A 19,713-nucleotide genomic window follows, 5' to 3' on the forward strand; every position below is an offset into this window, starting at 1 on the left:
CGACGGGGAGCCCGATCATGTCATTTGGAACATTGCAACTCGTCCTTCGCCCGCCGCAGGGCCGCTTCGGCTGGTGGGGCGTCAGCGCCCTGTCGCTCGCGACCCTCGTCTTCCTCTGGTGGGCTGCGCTCGGGTCGCAGATCAATGCCAGCAATCTGTGGAACGGCATCCCCTACATGTGGGACTTCCTGGTCCGCATGATGCCGCCCAATCCGGATTTCCTGGACCGGCTCTGGAAGCCAGCGCTGGAAAGCCTGCAGGTCGCCGTCTGGGGCACGCTGCTCGGTGTCGTCATCGCGCTGCCGATCTGCTTCTTCGCGGCCCGCAATCTCAGCCCGAGCCCGGTCGTCTACCACGCCACGCGCCAGGTGCTGAACTGCATGCGCGGCATCAACGAGATCATCCTGGCGCTGATCTTCGTTGCCGCCATCGGCCTCGGCCCCTTCGCCGGCGTCCTGGCCCTTGCGATCCACGGCGCCGGCATGCTCGGCAAGTTCTTCGCCGAGGCGATGGAAGATATCGACGAGGGGCCGCTGGAGGCGTTCCGCTCGGCCGGCGTCGGGCCGTTCCAGACCTTCTTCTTCGGCGTCCTCCCGCAGGTGCTGCCGACCTGGCTCGGCACGGTGTTCTACCGGCTGGAAACCAATGTCCGCCAGTCGACCGTGCTCGGCATGGTGGGTGCGGGAGGCATCGGCTTCGAGCTCGTCTCCTCGATGAAGCTCTTCAAGTACCAGGATACCGCGACCTGCATCCTGATGATCCTGGCGATGGTGCTCGCCGCCGATCTCATCTCGTCGCGTGTCCGCGCCATGATCCGGTAAGGCGCTGCCGACCGTGGCCCGGTTTGCCACGGTCGGCTGCCCCTCCTGCGCGACGGACCCGCTTGCGCGGCTACCGCCCTCAATCCCTGCCCTGCCCCACCTGCCGATATCGCTGAAGCGCCAGGCCAGCTTCTCGAAAGGAAGAGCCATGCTCACCCGAGCCCCCAATACCGTCAACGCCAATGGCCGCAGCTACCGCAAGCCGGATGTCCCGACCGTCGTGGTCTGCATCGATGGCTCCGAGCCCGGCTATATCGAGGCGGCCATCGCCAGGGGACTGGCTCCCAATCTCGACCGGCTGCTGCGCGCTGGCTCCTACCGGCTGGCGCGCTCGGTGATCCCGAGCTTCACCAATCCGAACAACATCTCGATCATCACCGGCCAGCCGCCGGCGGTCCACGGCATCGCGGGCAACTACTTCTACGATCGGGCGGCCGGCGAAGAGGTGATGATGAACGATGTGCGCTTCATGCGCGCCGACACCATCATGCAGGCCTTCGAGGAGGCCGGCGCCAAGGTTGCCGTCGTCACCGCCAAGGACAAGCTGCGCACCCTGCTCGGCAAGGGCCTGGATCCGAAGAGCGGCCGCTCGATCGCCTTCTCCTCGGAAAAGGCGGACAAGGCGACGCTGGCCGAGAACGGCATCGAGAACCTGCCCGCCTTCGTCGGCAAGCCGCTGCCGGAGGTCTATTCGGCCGATCTCTCGGAATTCGTCTTCGCGGCCGGCGTCAAGCTGATCAGGACGTTCCGGCCGGACGTCATGTATCTCTCGACCACGGACTACATCCAGCACAAGGCTGCGCCGGACAGCGAGGTCGCCAACGCCTTCTATGCGATGATGGATCGCTATATCGGCGAACTGGATGCGCTCGGCTGCGTCCTGGCGCTCACCGCCGATCACGGCATGAACGACAAGCACCTCGCGTCGGGCGAGCCCGATGTACTCTATCTCCAGGATTGGGTCGACGGGCGTTGCGACGTCGGCCAGGCGCGCGTGATCCTGCCGATCACCGACCCTTATGTCGCCCATCACGGCGCGCTCGGCTCCTTCGCGACCATCTACCTGCCGGAGGGAACAGACGGCCGGGCGCTCATCGCCGAGCTTGCCGCGACCGACGGCGTCGAGGTCGTGCTCGACAGCGCCGCCGCCTGCGCCCGCTTCTCGCTTCCGGCCGACCGGATCGGCGACATCGTGGTGATCTCGACCCGCCACAAGGTCCTCGGCACGAGCGCGGCGCGACACGACCTGACCGGCTTGACCGAGCCGCTGCGCTCGCATGGCGGCCTGACCGAGCAGCTGGTGCCGATGCTGGTCAACCGCTCAGTCGATTGGCCGAAGGAACCATTGCGCAATTTCGACGTCTTCGACGTCGCCCTGAACTGCGTCGCGGCTTGAGGACCTGGTGATGAACGCTCCCTTCAGCCCGACACCCCGCCGCGAGACGATGCGGATCGCCGGCAAGCTCGTCTCGACGGACGACATGGTCGAGGTCCGCAACCCCTATGACAACTCCGTCGTCGGCCTGGTGCCGGCGGCCCGGCCCGAGCATGTCCGCGAGGCCTTCGCCAAGGCGCGCGCCTTCAAGCCGACGCTGACCCGCTATGAGCGCCAGCAGATCCTGCAGAAGACGGCCGAGCTGCTGCGCGACCGCAAGGACCAGTTCGCCCGGCTGATCACGGCCGAAGCCGGGCTGTGCTGGAAGGATTCGCTCTACGAGGCGAGCCGCGCCTATGACGTCTGGTCCTTCGCGGCCCAGCTCACCATCAAGGACGATGGCGAGATGTTCTCCTGCGACATCTCGCCGAACGGCAAGGCGCGCAAGATCTTCACGACGCGCCAGCCCCTGCTCGGCGTGATCTCGGCGATCACGCCGTTCAACCATCCGCTCAACATGGTCAGCCACAAGCTGGCGCCGGCGATCGCCACCAATAACCGGCTGGTGCTGAAGCCGACCGAACTGACGCCGCTGACCGCGCTGGCGCTGGCCGACGTGCTCTACGAAGCCGGGCTGCCGCCCGAGATGCTCTCGGTCGTCACCGGCAACCCCTCGACCATGGGCGATGCGATGATCACCGATCCCGATGCCGATCTGGTGACCTTCACCGGCTCGGTCCGCGTCGGCAAGCACATCGCCGCCACCGCCGGCTACAAGCGCATCGTCCTCGAACTCGGCGGCAACGACCCGCTGATCGTCATGGAGGATGCCGATCTCGACAAGGCGGCCGAGCTCGCGGTCACCGGTGCGACCAAGAATTCCGGGCAGCGCTGCACCGCGGTGAAGCGCATCCTGGTGGTCGAGAGCGTCGCCGACGCCTTCGCCAAGCTGGTCGTCGAGAAGGCGAAAAAGCTGAAATGCGGCAACCCGATGGATCCGGCAACCGATGTCGGCACCGTCATCAACGCTCGCTCGGCCGCGCTCTTCCAGGCGCGCGTCGACGACGCCGTAAGCAAGGGCGCCGAAGTGCTCTACGGCCAGCGGGCCGAGGGTGCGCTCTTCCACCCGACCGTGGTCGACCGCATCCCCCATACCTGCGAGCTGGTGCATGAGGAGACCTTCGGCCCGGTGATCCCGATCATCCGCGTGCCCAACGACATCGCCGAGGTGATCGCGATCTCGAACTCGACGGCCTATGGCCTGTCCTCGGGCGTCTGCACCAACCGCTTCGACTATATCCAGCGCTTCGTCGCCGAGCTCGAGGTCGGCACCGTCAACCTCTGGGAGGTTCCCGGCTACCGCATCGAGATGTCGCCCTTCGGCGGCATCAAGGATTCAGGCCTCGGCTACAAGGAGGGCGTCGTCGAAGCCATGAAGAGCTTCACAAACGTCAAGACATGGTCCCTGCCCTGGACCGCATGATCCTGGGTCGGCAGACGCACGTTGCCGGGCGTGGGGCGATCCTGAAGCGGTTGACGGTCTCGGAGCCCTTCTGTTCGGCCCAACCATGATAGCGGCTGGCCGAACCGACCGCAGATCGCGCTATTCCTCGGCAAAACGCCGGGTTACTCTGGCCCGATGGAAGTCCCGCATCGCGCCTTTGACCGGGTCGAAAACATGGAACCGGCTTCCCGGCTGGCGCCCACGGCCTTTGCCGTCGCTGTGCTCGGCCTGTGCTTCCTTGCCGGCGAAATGATCGCTGGTGATCTCGCGCGCCTCGACATGGCGGTACTGGCGGCGTTCAGGAGTGCCGGTGATCTCGGACGACCGCTCGGCCCGCCATGGCTCCAGGAGGCGGGCCGCGACATCACGGCATTGGGCAGCTTTGCCTTCCTCGGCATTCTGTTCGCTGCGACGGTCGGCTATCTCATCCTGATCGGCAGGCGCGATGCGGCGAAGCTCGTGAGCGTGACCGTGATAGGCGGTGCTGCGGTCAGCGCCGCGCTGCAGCTCTGGCTGGACCGACCGGGACCCGATGGTCCCTATGTCGTCTTCACCGCGAACTTTCCAAGCGAGCATGCAACCCTGTCTGCGATGACATTCCTGACGCTTGGCGCCGTGCTGTCGCAAATGGCGACCGACAGGCGAGTCAGAGCTTATCTGATGGCGCTGGCGATCATTCTGACAGTGGCCGTCGGCCTCAGCCGCATCTATCTCGGCGTGCATTATCCCAGCGACGTCCTGGCAGGATGGTGCATCGGCAGCGTCTGGGCCGCACTCTGCTGGACGCTTGGACTTCGTCTCCAGCAACGCCGCGACGTTCAAGCGCCGGCGGCCGTGCCGGCTGAATCATAGCCCTGCCTCGGCGTTCGACAGACGGCCTCGCGCTTCGACGGCCAATGGCACCGGCATTCGCCGCAGGGATACCCGACTATCCCGCCGCCGCCCTTGCGGCCGGCAATGGACAGGTCGAGCAATAGCTGCGTCCGGGAACGAGGTACCGGATGCAGCAGACCCGGCGCTGCCGGCCACTTCCGTCAGCCGGATCGGCATAGGACACAGGCTTGAAGAGCGGGTTGGGCTTGCCATTCGGCAAGCGTGCGCTCTCCAGAAAGCTCAAGGCCTCGGCGACGGCGTCATTGACGCCGATAGCGCGTTCGATGCGCCGCAGGACGAATTCGAACATGTTGCCGGCATTGCTCCAGACCACTTTTCGCGAAATGCCGGCGGCCGCCGACAGCGCCAGGACCATGGGCTCGATATGTCCCTGGATCAGCGGCATGAAGCGCGGGCCTTCATCAGCCGGGATTGCATTGCTTCCGATGCCGTGCAGGTGGATGTGGCGTGTCGTGCCATCGGGACCGAAGGTGCAGCCGATGGCGGCCAAGTCGATATCGACCGCCCTTTGCGCCATCAGCGCGAACGCCAGATAGGGCGGCAGCAGCGTGGCGAAATGCTGCTTCGACCAGAGCGAGGCGATCGCGCGCCGGTCGCCTCCAGGGCATTGCCGGGAATAGAGCGCAAGCAACTCGGCCAGCCTGGTGGCATCGCCGAGATCTCTGCCCGGCGAGGGGGCCGGAGCATCCGCAGCCAGGACGAAACGGTCGCCATAGGGCGCCAGTTCACCCGAAAACAGCGGCGCGAATACCGGAATGGTCATGGTCCGGCTTTGGTGCCTAGGCCGGCACGACCTGGCGCGCGGGCGGATCATAGGCCTGGATCGGCGGCAGGTTGCCGTCGAAGCGCTCGACCTGGACCGTCGTCAGCTGCCCCGTGCAGCCCTGCGCCAGGGCCGAGGTTCCGACATCCCGAGTCAGGACATTGGGGTTGCCGTGGACCCAGAGCGACTTGTCCTCGGTCGGGTCGGCAGGATCGTACCAGGCGCCGGTCGGGAGCTGGATCACGCCCTGGCGGATGCCATCGGTGACGCGCAAGCCGGCAAGGCAGGCGCCCCGCTCGTTCGAGATCCGGACGATGTCGCCATCGGCGATGCCGCGCGCGGCCGCATCCGCGGGGTGCATGCTGGCGACCTCGCGGCCGCGATGCTTGGCCTCGCTGCTATGGCCGCCGAAATCGAACTGACTGTGCAACCGCGTGCGCGGCTGGTTCGCGACCAGCACGTAGGGCGAGGCCTTGTCGGGCACATTGGTCGGCCCGAGCCAGGTCGGGTGGCCCGGGCAATCCGCCTCGCCAAAGCTCGCGATCGTCTCCGAATAGATCTCCAGCTTGCCGGTCGGCGTCGGCAGCGGATGCCCCGCCGGGTCCTCGCGGAATTTCCGCAGGCGCCCACCATCGTCCGGCAATTGCGGCAGCTCGAAGCCCTCGCCTGCCCAGAACTCCTGGAAGCTGGGCGCCGGCAGGCCCTGGGCCGCGAGTTCGACACGGGTCGGCTCGTAGAGATGCTCCAGCCATTGCCGCACCGAACGGCCCTCGGTGAAGGCCTGGCGGGTGCCGAGCCGCTCGGCGAGATCGGCGAAGATCGCGTAGTCGTCGCGCGCTTCGCCATAGGGCTCGACGACCGGCTGCATCGGGACGAGCAGCGGGTCGTTGGAACTGCCGCCGATATCCTCGCGCTCCAGCGTCATCGTGCAGGGCAGCACGATGTCGGCATGGCGCGCGGTTGCCGTCCAGGCGAGCTCATGCACGACCAGCGTATCGAGCCAGGCGAAGGCCTGGCGCAAGCGGTTCAGGTCCTGATGATGGTGGAACGGATTGCCGCCGGCCCAGTAGACCAGCTTGATCTCGGGATAGGTCCGGGTCTGGCCGTTATAGCGATAGCTGGTCCCCGGGTTCAGCAGCATGTCGGCGATGCGGGCGACCGGAATGAAATCGGAAACCCCGTTTCGCCCCTGCGAGAAGGTCGGCACCGGCACGGCATTGTAGCGCCGACCGTAATAGGCGATCGCGCCCAGCCCATAGCCATAGCCGCCGCCCGGCAGGCCGATCTGGCCGAGTGCTGCCGCCAGCACCATGCCCATCCAGACCGGCTGTTCGCCGTGCTCGGCGCGCTGCAGCGCATGGGCGACGACGATCAGCGCGCGCTGGCCATGCAGCCGCTTGGCCAGCGCCGTGATCGCATCGGCTGGAACGCCGGTGATCGCCGCGGCCCAGGCCGCATCCTTGGGCTGGCCGTCGGTCTCGCCCAGGAGATAGCGCTCGAAGATCGGCCAGCCGATCGTGCAGCGCTCGAGGAAGCCGCGATCATGCAGACCATTGACGACGAGGGTATGGACGAGCGCCATCATCAGCGCCGTGTCGCTGCCGGGATTGGAGGAGACCCACTCCGCGCCTGCCTCCTCCGGCAGGTCGCCCCGCAGCGGCCCGACCAGCACGAACTGGCAACCGCGCGCCCTCGCCCGGTCCATGGCACCGCGCTCGACATGCTTGCTGATGCTGCCGCCGGCCACCATGCTGTTCTTCAGGGCCATGCCGCCGAAGGCGAGCACGATCTCGCTATGCGCGGCGATCTGCTCCCAGGAGACATTGCGCTTCACCAGGTCCTCGTAGTCTCCGATGACATGCGGCACCAGGACCGAGGACGCGCCCGAGGAATAGCTGTTGACCGAGCGGACATAGCCGCCGACCGAGGTGTTCAGGAAACGGTGGATCTGGCTCTGGGCGTGGTGGAAGCGCCCGGCGCTCGCCCAGCCATAGGAGCCGCCGAAGATCGCGCCCGGGCCGTGATTGTCGCGGATGCGCGCAAGCTCGCCTCCGAGCAGATCGAGCACGGCGCTCCAGGACATCGGCAGGTATTCGTCGCGTCCGCGCCTATCATCCGGGCCGGGGCCGCGCTCGAGCCAGCCGCGGCGGACCATGGGCTGCGCGATCCGCGCGCGGTGGCGCAGGGCGGCGGGGAAGTTCTGGATGATCTCGTTCGGGTCGGGGTCACCCGGATGAGGCCGGACTTCGAGCCGGCCATCCTGCATGCGCGCCGAGAACACGCCCCAATGCGAGGTATGCGGGCGGAAGCTCTCATCCGCCCCGGACGGTTCGCTCATCTGGTCGCTCGACGTGGTCATCACATGTCTTTCCGAAGGCGAGAACGCCGCCACAGCCGGTCCAGCCATCCGGCACATTGCCCGTTCATCGCAAGCTATTTCTGCGATCCCGGCCGATGCTCGCTGCCGCGGGCCGGCATGACGCGCCGGCCCGGCACATCACCTGCCGTCTCTCAAACCGCTACCACATAGCCATCCCGGCGCGGATCGGCCGCCCCGGTCATCACCCCCGTCGCGGGGTCGATCGCCACGGCCTGCATGCCACCGCATCGCATCGTCCAGCCGACATCGAAGGCCTCGATCTCGTGGCCGCGCCGGCGCAGCTCTTCAAGCGTCGCGGCGGCGATACGGTTCTCGGCCTGGATGAAGCGCCCGTCCCAGAGCCGTGCGCGCGGCGCCTCGATCGCCTCCTGCAGCGGCAGGCCGAAATCGAGGTGCTGCACCATCGCCTGGGTCTGGGTCTGCATGATGCCGTAGCTGCCGGGCGTGCCGAGCGCGAGCACGGGCTTGCCGGCCCGCGTCGAGATGCTGGGCGACATGCACATCGGCAATTCGTCGCCCGGCTTCGAGCGGTTCGGGCTGCCGGGCTGGACATCGGCCCAGTACAGGAAATTGTTGAGGCAGAGCCCGGTGCCCGGCACGACAATGCCGCTGCCGAACGGGCTGCCGAGGCTGTTGGTGATGCAGACCAGGTTGCCCTCGGCATCGGCGACCGAGAAGGAGGTGGTATGGGCCGGATCCTCACTCTCCTGCGGCGTCCATTGCTCCGTCGGGCCCTCGATCGGCTCGCCATCACTGACGCGCTGGCGCAGGCCTGCAATGGCGGCATCGGAGAAGATCTCGGCCAGGATCTCGGCCGAGGGATTGTTGCTCGCGATCCTGAGCCCGGCCGCGAGCCTGATCGCCCGATAGACCAGGTCGAGATGCTCCGGCCCGTCCTTGGTCAGGCTCCCCAGATCGAACCCTTCGAGGATCTTGAGGCTGAGCAGGAACTGGAACGCCTCGCAGGGCGGCGGCGGGACATGGATCTCGAAGCCGCGATAGCTCACGGCATGCGGCTCGCGCCAGCGCGGCTGCACGGCGGCGAGATCGGCCATCGTCAACTTGCCGCCGAGCCCGCTGAGATGTCCGACGATCCTTTCGCCGAGCGCGCCGCGATAGAGATGGTCCGGTCCCTTGGCGGCGATCTCCGCGAATGTGCCGGCGAGATCGGCCTGCCGCAGCACATGGCCGAGCTTCACCGGCCCGCCCTGCGGCAGGTAGTTGGCGCTGAATGCGGGATAGAGCTCGGGCCAGGCCTCAAGCAGCGGCGCCTGCTCGTTGAACTCATCGACACCGAATTCGGAGAGCGCGAAACCGTCCCGGGCGAGCGCGATCGCCGGCGCCAGGATCTCGCTAAGGGGCTTCCTGCCATAGCGCGCCGCGAGCTCGCACCAGCCCGCGAGATTGCCGGGCACCGCGACCGCATGCGGGCCGCGCTCCAGCTCGGCCCGTTTGGTGAAGCGCTCGGCCGGGAAGCTCGCCTGGATCGGCGGCACGAAGTCGAGCACGCGGACACGGCTTTCGGTGGCGCTCCAGAGCGTCGCCGACCCCATGCCGGTCAGGCTCGACATGAACGGCTCGACCACGGTCAGGGCGGCAGCGGTCGCCGCAATCGCGTCGAACGCATTGCCACCCTGGATCAGGAGTCGTGCGCCGGCCTGGGCGGCAAGCGGGTGGGCCGCGGCGACCATGCCGTGGCGAGAAAACAACGTGGGGCGGCGGCCATGCATTGTCAGTCGTCCTTGCGTCCCTGTCCTCAGGCTGGGTGCGATCAGAGCACAGTTCGCCGACAAGGACAGGCCGCCACCCCAAGCTTTTTCCGGAGGTGCCGCCGGAGCTGCATGCATGGCTGGCACGGTCGCAAGGCCGGCGCCATGGCGGGTTTCTCGTCGAAGGAGCCGGTCACGAGGCCGCCGAGGGAGTTTCGGGATCACATATCAAAATCGATGTAGATATTTGATATTTCGAGATAATATACCCGCAGCCGCTGCCCCGCCGAGGGCTGCATGCTCTCCCTTGCCCCGCCTCCCGCTCTTCATCCAGATCGCCATGTCGAAGCATAGGCTTCTCTTTGAATGCCGGCGTCCACTTTACGGGCCGATGCTGCTCTAGCGGGGCTGCGTGCTCCCCGCTCCGGACGCAAAGAGGGCTCGCGCCGCGTCGAGGATTTCGGCCGTCGAAGGGAATTTCCCGATCCCGGCAAGCCCTTCGGAGCTGCATTCGATGTTCGCCCAGCGGATGATCCCATGCGGATCGATCAGGAACTGACCTTTGAGCTGGGGCCATTGCCGCTCCATGTCGGAGTGGTCAGTCGGGTTCTCCCTGTAGCCGTCTCGCCTGGTCAGCCTGTCGGCAGCCTCCTTGATCGGCACCGGTTGCGGGAACTCGTCGTTGGGATTGATCCGCAACGTCGCATAGGCCTCGAGATATTCCGGGGTTGCAGGCGGCTTTGGCACACCATAGGCGCGATGGGTTGAGAGTTCCGGATCGACCGCCAGGCGCATGTTGCTCGGTCGGAACTTGAAATAGAGCTGCGCGTTCTCGAGCTGCGTTGCCACAATCGCGAGTGTTTCCACGCCGATGGCCTTGAGCTCGCGATCGGTGACGGCCATGTGCGCGATCGCCCGCCGGCAGAACGGGCACCACAGCCCCACAAACAGTGCGAGGAACACCGAATGCCTGCCGCGGTAATCAGAGAGCGACGCGATCCCGCTCCCATCGACCGTCGGGAGCACGAAATCAGGCGCCCGTTCACCTGGAGAGACCGGAGGGCGCAATCCATTTGCCATGGGACGCTCCTCCGCCTGACGAACCGGATCGCGTGGGAACGGGCAGGATCAGGGAAGCGTCGGGCCGAGGCGCACACCCCCTTCTGACTTTGCCAACTATAGCTCAGCGGATGCCCGGTTCCCAGCCTTGCGGTGCGGCGTGGCGGGATCCTGGCAACAAGACCGACGCAGCCAGGCCGGCCGCCCGGCCAGCGTCGCCGCTCACTGCAGATGCGGCTTCTTCAGAAAGCTGCTCCGGTCGGCGGACCTGATGCGCAGCCATGTCTCGCGGCCGTCGCGGACGACCCTGATCGGGACCTCCGCGCCGGCCGGGCCGCTCGCCCAGAGCTTCCGGTAGAAATCGGCCAGGCCATCGATCTCGCCATCGCGAACATCCGAGATGATGTCGCCGGGACGCAGGCCCGCCTGGGCCGCCGGGCCGCCCTCGGCCACGCTCATCACCACGACCTTGCCATTGCTCTCGGCCGAGAAGGCGCCGAGCCAGGGGCGTGGCGGCTTGTCGACCCGGCCCCGAGCGAGCAGATCGTCGAGGATCGGCGGAAGCAGATCGATCGGCACGATCATATTGACGTCGAAGATCTCGCCGGCCCGGCCCATTCGCAGGTGCAGCGAGCCGATGCCGAGGAGCTTTCCGTCCGGCCCGAACAGCGCCGCGCCTCCCCAGGACGGATGCGCCGGGGCGGTGAAGATGGCCTCGTCCAGCAGATATTCCCAGTAGCCGGCGAATTCCTGCTTGGCCACGATATTGGCCTCCACGACTTGCCCGATGCCGTCCGCCAGCACGACGGACTCGCCGATTTCGGCATCAGTGGCGGCGCCGAACGAAACCGCGGGCAGATCGAGCCGTTCAAGCGCCTGGACCAGGCCAAAGCCGGTTTCCTGATCATAGGCCAGCGCATGCGCGGGCACCACGCGACCGGTCCGGGTCGTCAGCCAGACATCCTCGGCCTCGGTGATCAGGTAGCCGATGGTGAGCACCAGCCCATTGTCGCGAATGACGACCCCGCTGCCTTCCCGCCGTGTTCCCAGCGCGGAGGCGGTGAAGGCATCGGCAGGAATGGACGAGCGAACGCCCACGACGGAGTGCAAGATCGGGCCGATTCTCATCGTTCCATCCTGAAAGGGCGCGGCGCTGGGATCGAGACGGCGTGCCGGCCGGCAGAAACTGGATAGCTCTCTCAAAAGGTATGAACCGGCTCGATCGACGCAAGGCCCCGCCGATGATTGAGCGGCCGGTGACCCGAATGTGATCGGCGCAGAACGCCCGGTCCCATGGAGCGTTACCCGCCGCGACTAGCTGACGAGGCCGAGATAGCCCGCAAGTTCGCGCGCCGCGGCAGCGCCCGCCCGGTTGGCGCCGATCGTCGAGGCCGAGGGGCCATAGCCGACCAGATGGATGCGCGGGTCCTTGCCGACCTGGGTCGCGAGCCGGCCGGTCATGACGATGCCGCCCTTCTCCTCCCGGATCTGCAGAGGCGCGAGATGGTCGAGCGAACTGCGAAATCCGGTGCACCAGAGAATGACATCGGCCCTTTGCTCGGCACCGTCGGCCCAGCGCACACCCCGCTCGGTGATCTCGCTGAACATCGGCAAGCGCTTCAGCACGCCGCGTTCGCGAGCGGCGAGCAAGGCCGGCGACAGCGGAATCCCGGTCACCGATACGACGGAGCCGGGGATCAGGCCCTGCCTGACCCGGTCTTCGACCATGGCGACGGCGGCGCGCCCATCTTCCGCCGTGAAGGGACGCTCCCGAAACTGCGGCTCGCGCTTGGTCACCCAGGTGGTCGAGGTGACGCGGGAAATCTCATCGAGCAATTGCAGCGCGGAAATGCCGCCGCCGACCACGACGACATGCTGGCCGGCAAACGCGTCGGCCGTGCGGTAATCGCGGGTGTGAAGCTGCCGGCCCAGGAAGCGATCGGCCCCTGGATAGCTCGGAATATAGGGTGTCTCCCAGGTGCCGGTGGCATTGATGATGCCGCGGGCCGAGAAGGTTTCGCGATCGGTCTCGATCCTGAAGCGGTCGCCACGGTCGCAGACGACCTTGACCGCCACCGGGCGATAGACCGGCAGCCGAAACTTGCGTTCATAGGCCGCGAAATACTGGGGAACAGCCTCGGAGGCCCTCACCTCGGTCAGGCCGGGTTCGATCACATCGGAGAACTGCATGCCCGGCAAATCATGGGTCCGGTTGACCGTGCTCAGGGTCAGTGATGGCCAGCGATATTGCCAGGCGCCGCCGGATTCCGGGGACTTGTCGAGAACGAGATAGTTCCTGCCGGCCACAAGACCGAGATTCTGCAGGTGATAGGCGCTGGACAGCCCCGCCTGGCCGGCGCCGATGACCATGACATCAACCTTGAATACGGCCCGGACATCGCCCCTCGACGGGGACGGCTCGGTCGTATCGGGCGAGTCGGAAGGCTCAAGATCGGCGCTCATTCCCAAAGCCATGAGACAGGAGGCGCGCGAACTCAAGCCGTCCTCCGCAAGCGCAGGCACGACGCCGGCCGCCGCGCGGTCGACGCCGCGTGCCGCGAAGGGGCACCCGAATTCCGGGTCATCCCGGGTGCGTTCAAGGAGGAGCGGGATGATCAGGTCCTCTTCATCCCAGAGATGCCGCAGCAGGGTTCGGTCGAACCCCTCGATCTCTCCGGCAATCCGCTCCGCCACACGCAACGCGCCGCCCTCGCGACCCGAGACCTCCCCCGAAAGCGCGGCGATAAGTTCGCGGCTGGCATTTCCGAGCCGGTCGATCGCGCCTTCCCTTGGCGGCATCTGGCTGCGACTGTGCGGCCATGCCTGCACATCGACGCTGCCTTGCACGCTTCCTTCGCCCGGGCCTCCTCGCCGCAGCGCTCTTCGGCAGCGGCTGGAACGGCAACTCCCTTGCCCAGGCCGGACCGGGTGCGCAGGCCGGTCAGATCGCCGCTGCCCTCTACGGACCGGGCGGCGTCTACGCGCGGATTCCGGCCCGGGATGAATATGGGCGGGATCAACTGGCGATGTTCCGCGCCTGGAATCCCGATCCGGTCGGAAACCATGAGGCCAATCTCCGGGCGATCCAGCCGCCGCTCGCCAGGGTGGTGCGCCGGGCCCAGGCCGAGAATCCCGGCCTGCGCTTCGTGATCGGCTCAGGCCGGCGCGACCGCAGGCTGCAACGCCAGGCGGTCGCCTGGGGCTGGTCCAGGGTGCATGCGAGTTCGCACCGCTCGGGCAATGCCGTGGACCTGTGGCCGCTCGATGCGGAGGGTCGGGTGATCTTCGATCCGAATGCCCAGAACCGGATCGCGGTTGCGCTCAAGCGTGCCGCCACCGAACTGGGCGTATCGCTGCGCTGGGGCGGCCGCTTCCGCGGCTACAAGCACATGGACCGCTCGCATTTCGAGCTGTCGCTCAGGGCAAGCAAGGGCCAAGACTACGGCCAAAGCCATATCACGGCAGGCGGATCAAAGCTGCCCGCCGTGACTCATCCGCAGATCGCAACGCTTTCTGGAAGGGCGCCATGAACCCCAAATACGCTGCAGCCCCACTCGCGCCCATGTGGGCCCCGCCGGCCCGTCACGCCCCGCAAGTCAAGCAAACTCAGCGGGCACGGTGAAACAGTGTTTTCCGAGCTGCCCTCTGTCAATCACCTGTCGCTGGTCATAACCCAGGCAACGGCACCCGCCTTCCTCCTTGGCGCGGTGGTCGGCCTGATCTCGGTCTTGATCAACCGCCTCGAGCGCATTCTCGATCGGTCGCGAACATTGAACGCGCTCGATCGTTCGATCGCTCCCGATCTCAAGGCCGACTTGCCCCGCCTCGAACGGCGAGCAGGCCTGATCAACAGCGCCATCGTGTTCGCGATTTCCAGCGGGGTGACGACGATCCTGCTGATGGTTGTTGCCTTCGGCTTCGCCTTCCTGGGCCTAGCTCACGAACGCGGCGTCGCGCTTCTCTTCGTCCTGTCCGTTGGACTGTTCGGCGCCTCGCTCACTCAGTTCCTTCGCGAGGTCCAGATGGCGCTCCAGAAGATCGATCTCATCAGTTGACCGAACACCCGGGCCAAATCATCGGACCAGACGCCGGATCCGGTCCGATGATCCACCCTTTCTCAATGGGGGCATCGGCTTTTCCGAAATCCTCAATCCACTTTTCAGGCCCATGCTTCAGGTCCTCACCGCACATCAACCGAAGAGACAGTAGTCGCTATCGGCCCGGCCCGAACAGCCGACCGCGTCGTGTGCGCTCGACGCCTCCAGGCCATGTTTTTTGAGATGTCACAAAGCACTTGTGAAATCTCAGAAGCTGATCCAGCATGCCTGCCATGCTCGATACCTCGCCTGCCTTCGCGCCATCCTCGTCGCTCCCGGTTGCGGAGACGCAGCTCGATGTCGCGAGCCGGCGGCTGCGCAAGGCGGTCGTCTCCTGCGAGCTGGCGCCGGGCGAATTCGTCCACGAGGCCGCCCTGGCCGAGCGTTTCGCGCTCGGACGCGCCGGCATCCGCGTCGCGCTGACCGAGCTCACCGCGGCCTGCTTCGTCGACCGGCACGCCCGCCAGGGCTGGCAGATCGCTCCCGTCGATGGCGCCCTGATCGCAAGCGTGCTGGACGGCCGCCGCAGGCTGGAGCCGTCGCTGGCGACGCTGCAGCTAAGCGGGCAGACACAAGCCGCGCTCGCCGCACTGCTCGGCGTGATGGACTCTGTCCGGGGCCGGACCGAGCCGGTTGCGCTCTCGACCGCGCGCTCTGCCGAGCGGCAGCTGCGCAACCTGCTGGCCGCGGCGACCGGGACGCTGGCCCGCCGCTGGCTCGGCGACATCTGGGACCATGCCGACCGGATCGTGCGCATGCTCGACCTCGCCGGCCACCCGGTACCGCCGGCTGAGCTCGGCGATCTCGTGAGCGCGCTTGCCGCTGGCGATGCGGAGGCGGCGAGCCTCGCCATCGCCGCGGAGCACCGGCGCTTCACCGAGGCAATTGCCCAGGGCCTGATGCTCGCGGCATCGCGGCCCGCGCCACCGCCAGCCCGCTCGGCAAGGCGCTCGCGACGGACGACGACCATCACCACCGAACAGCCCCGCCCCCTCCCGAAGGAGCAGCAGCGATGACCCCTCTCTCACGGAACGCTCGTCTTGCTGCGCTGGCCGCAGCGCTCGCGCTCAGCACGGCGCCCGCCCATGCGTCGAAGGAGCGCTTCATTGTCGACCTCGTCAACGAGCCGTCGTCGCTCGATCCGCAGGTGCAGTGGAACCCCGACAGCTACTATGTCTACCGCAATATCTTCGACAACCTCGTCACCCGCAACGACAAGGGCGAGATCGTCCCGCAGGTCGCGACGAGCTGGAAATACCTCTCCGACACCGAGATCGAATTCGAGCTGCGCTCCGATATCCTCTTCCATGACGGTTCGAAGCTGACCGCCGAGGATGTCGCCTACAGCGTCAAGCGCATCACCGACCCGAAATTCGGCAGCCCGCAGCTTGGCCAGTTCGACAAGATCACCGACGCCGTCGCACTCTCGCCGACCAAGGTGAAGCTCACCACCAACGGCGCCTATCCCGCCCTGCTCGCCCAATTGGTCAAGCTCTCGATTGTGCCGAAGGCGGTCGTCGAGGCCGTCGGCAAGGATGCTTTCAACCTGAAGCCCGTCGGCAGCGGTCCCTATAAATTCGAGGGCTGGCAGCGCGGCGTCCAGGTCTCGCTCTCCCGCAACGATGCCTATTGGGGCGACAAGGGGCCGTTCCCGGCGGTGATCTTCCGCGCCGTGCCGGACGGAGCGACGCGGGTCGCCAATCTCCAGGCCGGCACCAGCGATCTCGGCGTCACGCTCGACAGCGACCAGGCGGCTCAGCTCAAATCCTCGGCCAAGGCCAAGGCCCTGATCGGCCTGACCGAACGCGTCGCCTATCTGCGCCTCAACACCACCAAGCCGCCCTTCGACAACGTCAAGCTGCGCGTGGCCGCAGCCCATGCGATCGACAAGGAGGGCATGGTCGACGGCCTGCTCGGCGGCTTCGACAAGCCCGTCTCGCAATTGCTGACGCCGGCAAGCTTCGGCTGGATCGAGGGCATGACCGGCCCGAACTACGACCTCGCCAAGGCCAAGGCCCTCATCGCGGAGGCCGGTCCGGCGGCCAAGGCCGAGATCGAGCTCGCGACCGCGCCGGTGTTCGATCAGCGCATCGTCCAGGCGATCCAGCAGCAGCTCGTTGATGCCGGCTTCACCGTCAAGATCGCGATGACGGACATGGCGACCTATCTCAAGCGCTCGCAGGCCGGCCCGGAAGCCACCTCGACGCTGAGCTTCGGGCGCTGGTCCTGCGCCTGCCAGGATGCCGATGGCGTGCTCTTCCCGCTCGTCCACAAGAGCAGCGGCTGGTCGGCCTATCGCAATCCGAAGGCTGACAGCCTGCTCGAGGAGGCGCGCCAGACGCTCGACAAGGACAAGCGCCTGGCCGCCTACAAGCAGGTTCACGAGATCATCGCGACGGAAGCCCCGCTCGTGCCGCTCTATCAGGCCGCCGTGCTCTACGGCGCGACCAAGAACCTGCAGTTCAAGCCGACGCCGAATGAAAGCATGTTCCTGAACCGTATGAGCTGGGTGGACTGAGGCTTCGTGCAGGGCTTTCTTCTCAGGCGTGCCGGACAGGCGCTCGTCACCATCCTCGGGGTGGTGACGCTGATCTTCTTCGTCCAGCGCCTGACCGGCGATCCGACCTATCTGCTTGTGCCGGAGACCGCGACCAAGACCGATGTCGAAGCGCTGCGCCATGCGCTCGGCTTCGACCGGCCGCTCCTGGTGCAGTATTTCGACTTCCTCGCCGAGCTCGCCCGTTTCGATCTCGGCCAGTCGGTGGTGCAGCGCGTGCCGGTGCTGACGATCATCGCCTCGCGCCTGCCCTATACGCTGATGCTGGCGGCGGGCGCGCTCGTCGTCGCCTGCGGCATCGGCGTGCCGATGGGCATCCTGCTCGCGGTGTTTCGCGACCGCCCGATCGCGAAGGCCGCGTCCGGCATCGTGCTGGCGGCCCAGAGCATGCCGACCTTCTGGAGCGGCATCCTGATGATCCTGGTCTTCTCGGTGCTGCTCGGCTGGCTGCCGCCCTCCTCCACCGGCGATTTTTCGCATCTCATCATGCCCTCCTTCGCGCTCGGCCTGCTCAGCATGGCGACCTTTGCGCGGATCACCCGCTCGGCCCTGCTCGACGAACTCTCGAAGGACTATGCCCGCACCGCCCGCTCGCGCGGGGTCCGCACCGGCCGGCTGCTGCTGCGCCATGTCGCCCGCAATGCCTCGATCCCGCTGATCACGGTCGCGGCGCTGGAAATCTCGAACCTGCTCGCAGGCGCGGTGATCGTCGAGACGGTGTTCGCTTGGCCCGGCATCGGCCAGGTCACGGTGCAGGCGATCCTCGCCCGCGATTTCATGATCGTGCAGGGCGTCGTGCTGATGGGTGCCTTCGTCACCGTCCTGCTCAACCTGCTCTCGGACGTGCTCTACAGCATCATCGATCCGCGCATCGTCCTGGAAGGGACGCGATGAGCGTGGTCGCCTCCACTCCGCCTCGCCCGCGCCGCCGTCTCGCGCTGCGCCGCTGGTGGCCGGTCGCGATCATCGCGCTCGTGGTGCTGGCCGCGATCCTGGCGCCCTGGCTCGCACCCTATGACCCCAATGCCCAGAACCTGGCCGGCCGCTTGAAACCGCCAGGCACCGTCTCGCGCAGCTTCCATTACTGGCTCGGCAGCGACGAACTCGGCCGCGACCTGCTCAGCCGGATCATCCATGGTGCCCGCGTCTCGCTGATCGTCGCCTTCGCCTCGGTCATCCTGTCGGGCACCGTCGGCACCGTGCTCGGCATGATCGCGGGCTATCGGCGCGGGCTGATCGAGACCGTCGTGATGCGCGTCGTCGACATCTTCCTCTCTATCCCGGCCGTGCTGCTGGCGATCATCACGGTTGCGGTGCTCGGGCCGAGCCTCGTCAACGTCATCATGGTGCTCGCGCTGACGCGCTGGCCGCGCTACGCCCGCGTCGCCTACAGCCAGACGCTCTCGGTCGCGACCATGCCCTATGTCCGGCTCGCGGCGCTGATGGGCGCCGGCTCCGGGCGGATCCTGTTCCGTCATATCCTGCCCAACATCATCGGTGCGGTCAGCGTGGTCGCGACCCTCGAATTCGGGCTGATGGTGCTGTTCGAGGCGGGCCTGTCCTTCCTCGGGCTCGGCGTGCAACCACCGACCGCGAGCTGGGGCGCGATGCTCTCGACCGGCCGCAACTATGTCGCGACCGCCTGGTGGGCGGCGACGCTGCCCGGGCTTTGCCTCTTCGTGCTCGTGCTCGCCGTCAATCTGACGGGCGATGCCGTACGCGACCGCCTCGACCCCCGTTTCCGCTAGGGATGATGACCATGTTCGACGACATCAAGGGAAAACGCGCGCTCGTCACCGGCGCCTGCGGCGTGATCGGACGCTGGATCGCGGAAACGCTGCACGAGGCCGGCGCCGTGCTGGCTCTGACCGATGCGCGAGACGACGAGCTTGCGGCCCTTGCAGCAGGGCTCGGCCTCGGTGGCGAGAGCTTCACCAAGGCGGCCGACCTGACCGACGAAGCCTCGATCAAGGCGCTTGCTGCCGAGATCGGCACGCGCTGGGGCGCGGTCGACATCCTCGTCAACAATGCCGGCATCTATCCCAGCGGCTTCCTGCTCGACACCTCGACGGAGGAGTTCGACCGCATCTTCTCGGTCAATCTGCGTGCGCCCTTCATCCTGACCCGCGAAATCGCGACGCAGATGGTGCGCCAGGGCGTCAAGGGCTCGATCATCAACATCTCGTCTGGCGCCTCGCGCAAGATGCGGCGCACCGTCGTGCCCTATTGCACCTCCAAGACCGCGCTCGACCGACTGACCAAGGGCTTTGGCGTCGAGCTCGCCGAGTTCGGCATCCGCGTGAATGCGCTCGAACCCGGCTTTGCCGCCGGCAGCAAGGTCAGCGACCTGACCGAGGCGCATATCCAGAGCACGATCTCCCAGATCCCGCTCGGCCGCCCCTCCTCGCGCGAGGATGTCGGCAACGGCCTGCTCTATCTCGCCAGCAGCGCCTCGGCCTATGTCACCGGCGCGACCCTGACGATCGACGGAGGCAACTCCATCGGCTCGCTCGCCGTCCATCAGGACAAGAAGAACCCGCTCTAGTGGAGGGCA

The 19,713-nt window shown here is 66.8% G+C and carries 17 protein-coding genes; 11 read left to right on the forward strand and 6 right to left on the reverse strand.

Annotated features, from left to right (window positions below; all coding sequences use genetic code 11):
• Positions 1-17: 17 nt before the first annotated feature.
• From phnE to BIWAKO_RS26585, 4 genes are all read left to right on the forward strand, one after another.
• The gene (gene phnE / locus BIWAKO_RS26570; protein ID WP_069881209.1) at positions 18-821 is read left to right on the forward strand and encodes a phosphonate ABC transporter, permease protein PhnE; all 804 of its coding nucleotides are present in this window, start codon (positions 18-20) and stop codon (positions 819-821) included.
• Between the two features lie 148 nt (positions 822-969).
• Positions 970-2,217 carry a phosphonoacetate hydrolase gene (gene phnA, locus BIWAKO_RS26575; protein WP_069881210.1) on the forward strand — a complete coding sequence of 416 codons (1,248 nt, stop codon included), beginning with the start codon at positions 970-972 and terminating at the stop codon, positions 2,215-2,217.
• Positions 2,218-2,227: 10 nt separating this feature from the next.
• Complete coding sequence (phnY, locus tag BIWAKO_RS26580) at positions 2,228-3,679, forward strand: phosphonoacetaldehyde dehydrogenase (protein WP_069881211.1); 1,452 nt, start codon at positions 2,228-2,230, stop codon at positions 3,677-3,679.
• A gap of 195 nt (positions 3,680-3,874) precedes the next feature.
• Positions 3,875-4,552: a phosphatase PAP2 family protein gene (locus BIWAKO_RS26585; RefSeq protein ID WP_176733408.1), complete on the forward strand. Its 678-nt coding sequence runs from the start codon at positions 3,875-3,877 to the stop codon at positions 4,550-4,552.
• Positions 4,553-4,628: 76 nt separating this feature from the next.
• Here BIWAKO_RS26585 and fhuF read toward each other — a convergent pair whose 3' ends face one another.
• The 6 genes from fhuF to BIWAKO_RS26615 all read right to left on the reverse strand — a co-directional run bounded on the left by fhuF (position 4,629) and on the right by BIWAKO_RS26615 (position 13,304).
• Complete coding sequence (gene fhuF / locus BIWAKO_RS26590; protein ID WP_069881213.1) at positions 4,629-5,357, reverse strand: siderophore-iron reductase FhuF; 729 nt, start codon at positions 5,355-5,357, stop codon at positions 4,629-4,631.
• A 16-nt stretch (positions 5,358-5,373) separates the two neighbouring features.
• Entirely contained in the window at positions 5,374-7,716 is a 2,343-nt protein-coding gene (locus BIWAKO_RS26595; protein WP_084651863.1) for a molybdopterin guanine dinucleotide-containing S/N-oxide reductase, read from the reverse strand.
• 152 nt (positions 7,717-7,868) lie between these two features.
• Complete coding sequence (locus BIWAKO_RS26600; RefSeq protein ID WP_069881214.1) at positions 7,869-9,467, reverse strand: gamma-glutamyltransferase family protein; 1,599 nt, start codon at positions 9,465-9,467, stop codon at positions 7,869-7,871.
• A 378-nt stretch (positions 9,468-9,845) separates the two neighbouring features.
• Entirely contained in the window at positions 9,846-10,526 is a 681-nt protein-coding gene (locus BIWAKO_RS26605) for a redoxin domain-containing protein (RefSeq protein ID WP_069881215.1), read from the reverse strand.
• A gap of 201 nt (positions 10,527-10,727) precedes the next feature.
• Positions 10,728-11,633, reverse strand: a complete 906-nt coding sequence (locus BIWAKO_RS26610; RefSeq protein ID WP_069881216.1) for a S1C family serine protease — start codon at positions 11,631-11,633, stop codon at positions 10,728-10,730.
• Between the two features lie 186 nt (positions 11,634-11,819).
• Complete coding sequence (locus BIWAKO_RS26615) at positions 11,820-13,304, reverse strand: NAD(P)-binding domain-containing protein (RefSeq protein WP_244523557.1); 1,485 nt, start codon at positions 13,302-13,304, stop codon at positions 11,820-11,822.
• A 20-nt stretch (positions 13,305-13,324) separates the two neighbouring features.
• On the opposite strand from BIWAKO_RS26615, the gene BIWAKO_RS26620 reads away from it, so the two are divergent.
• From BIWAKO_RS26620 to BIWAKO_RS26650, 7 genes are all read left to right on the forward strand, one after another.
• Positions 13,325-14,035, forward strand: a complete 711-nt coding sequence (locus BIWAKO_RS26620) for a M15 family metallopeptidase (protein ID WP_069881217.1) — start codon at positions 13,325-13,327, stop codon at positions 14,033-14,035.
• A gap of 96 nt (positions 14,036-14,131) precedes the next feature.
• Positions 14,132-14,560 carry a DUF2721 domain-containing protein gene (locus BIWAKO_RS26625; RefSeq protein WP_069881218.1) on the forward strand — a complete coding sequence of 143 codons (429 nt, stop codon included), beginning with the start codon at positions 14,132-14,134 and terminating at the stop codon, positions 14,558-14,560.
• Between the two features lie 275 nt (positions 14,561-14,835).
• Entirely contained in the window at positions 14,836-15,618 is a 783-nt protein-coding gene (locus BIWAKO_RS26630) for a GntR family transcriptional regulator (RefSeq protein ID WP_069881219.1), read from the forward strand.
• Positions 15,615-17,120, forward strand: coding sequence for an ABC transporter substrate-binding protein (locus BIWAKO_RS26635; protein ID WP_069881220.1), 1,506 nt, complete (start codon positions 15,615-15,617; stop codon positions 17,118-17,120). The genes BIWAKO_RS26630 and BIWAKO_RS26635 overlap by 4 nt, the downstream gene beginning before the upstream one ends.
• Positions 17,121-17,126: 6 nt before the next feature.
• A complete protein-coding gene (locus tag BIWAKO_RS26640) occupies positions 17,127-18,053 on the forward strand; it encodes an ABC transporter permease (protein ID WP_069881221.1) in 927 nt (308 codons plus the stop codon).
• Complete coding sequence (gene nikC / locus BIWAKO_RS26645) at positions 18,050-18,907, forward strand: nickel transporter permease (RefSeq protein WP_069881222.1); 858 nt, start codon at positions 18,050-18,052, stop codon at positions 18,905-18,907. Before BIWAKO_RS26640 ends, nikC begins: the two co-directional genes overlap by 4 nt.
• A gap of 11 nt (positions 18,908-18,918) precedes the next feature.
• A complete protein-coding gene (locus tag BIWAKO_RS26650) occupies positions 18,919-19,704 on the forward strand; it encodes an SDR family NAD(P)-dependent oxidoreductase (RefSeq protein ID WP_244523558.1) in 786 nt (261 codons plus the stop codon).
• The last annotated feature ends 9 nt before the right edge of the window (positions 19,705-19,713 follow it).

It is taken from the genome of Bosea sp. BIWAKO-01 (genome assembly GCF_001748145.1).
In the GTDB taxonomy this organism is placed as follows: domain Bacteria; phylum Pseudomonadota; class Alphaproteobacteria; order Rhizobiales; family Beijerinckiaceae; genus Allobosea.

What these genes read in the sequence shown, in the direction of transcription:
- BIWAKO_RS26610 (WP_069881216.1), bottom strand. Translation starts at nt 11,633, where the DNA reads ATGAGAATCGGCCCGATCTTGCACTCCGTCGTGGGCGTTCGCTCGTCC.
- BIWAKO_RS26605 (WP_069881215.1), bottom strand. Translation starts at nt 10,526, where the DNA reads ATGGCAAATGGATTGCGCCCTCCGGTCTCTCCAGGTGAACGGGCGCCT.
- BIWAKO_RS26600 (WP_069881214.1), bottom strand. Translation starts at nt 9,467, where the DNA reads ATGCATGGCCGCCGCCCCACGTTGTTTTCTCGCCACGGCATGGTCGCC.
- BIWAKO_RS26635 (WP_069881220.1), top strand. Translation starts at nt 15,615, where the DNA reads ATGACCCCTCTCTCACGGAACGCTCGTCTTGCTGCGCTGGCCGCAGCG.
- phnY (WP_069881211.1), top strand. Translation starts at nt 2,228, where the DNA reads ATGAACGCTCCCTTCAGCCCGACACCCCGCCGCGAGACGATGCGGATC.
- phnA (WP_069881210.1), top strand. Translation starts at nt 970, where the DNA reads ATGCTCACCCGAGCCCCCAATACCGTCAACGCCAATGGCCGCAGCTAC.
- BIWAKO_RS26585 (WP_176733408.1), top strand. Translation starts at nt 3,875, where the DNA reads ATGGAACCGGCTTCCCGGCTGGCGCCCACGGCCTTTGCCGTCGCTGTG.
- BIWAKO_RS26620 (WP_069881217.1), top strand. Translation starts at nt 13,325, where the DNA reads ATGCCTGCACATCGACGCTGCCTTGCACGCTTCCTTCGCCCGGGCCTC.
- fhuF (WP_069881213.1), bottom strand. Translation starts at nt 5,357, where the DNA reads ATGACCATTCCGGTATTCGCGCCGCTGTTTTCGGGTGAACTGGCGCCC.
- BIWAKO_RS26615 (WP_244523557.1), bottom strand. Translation starts at nt 13,304, where the DNA reads ATGCCGCCAAGGGAAGGCGCGATCGACCGGCTCGGAAATGCCAGCCGC.
- phnE (WP_069881209.1), top strand. Translation starts at nt 18, where the DNA reads ATGTCATTTGGAACATTGCAACTCGTCCTTCGCCCGCCGCAGGGCCGC.
- BIWAKO_RS26650 (WP_244523558.1), top strand. Translation starts at nt 18,919, where the DNA reads ATGTTCGACGACATCAAGGGAAAACGCGCGCTCGTCACCGGCGCCTGC.
- BIWAKO_RS26630 (WP_069881219.1), top strand. Translation starts at nt 14,836, where the DNA reads ATGCTCGATACCTCGCCTGCCTTCGCGCCATCCTCGTCGCTCCCGGTT.
- BIWAKO_RS26595 (WP_084651863.1), bottom strand. Translation starts at nt 7,716, where the DNA reads ATGACCACGTCGAGCGACCAGATGAGCGAACCGTCCGGGGCGGATGAG.
- nikC (WP_069881222.1), top strand. Translation starts at nt 18,050, where the DNA reads ATGAGCGTGGTCGCCTCCACTCCGCCTCGCCCGCGCCGCCGTCTCGCG.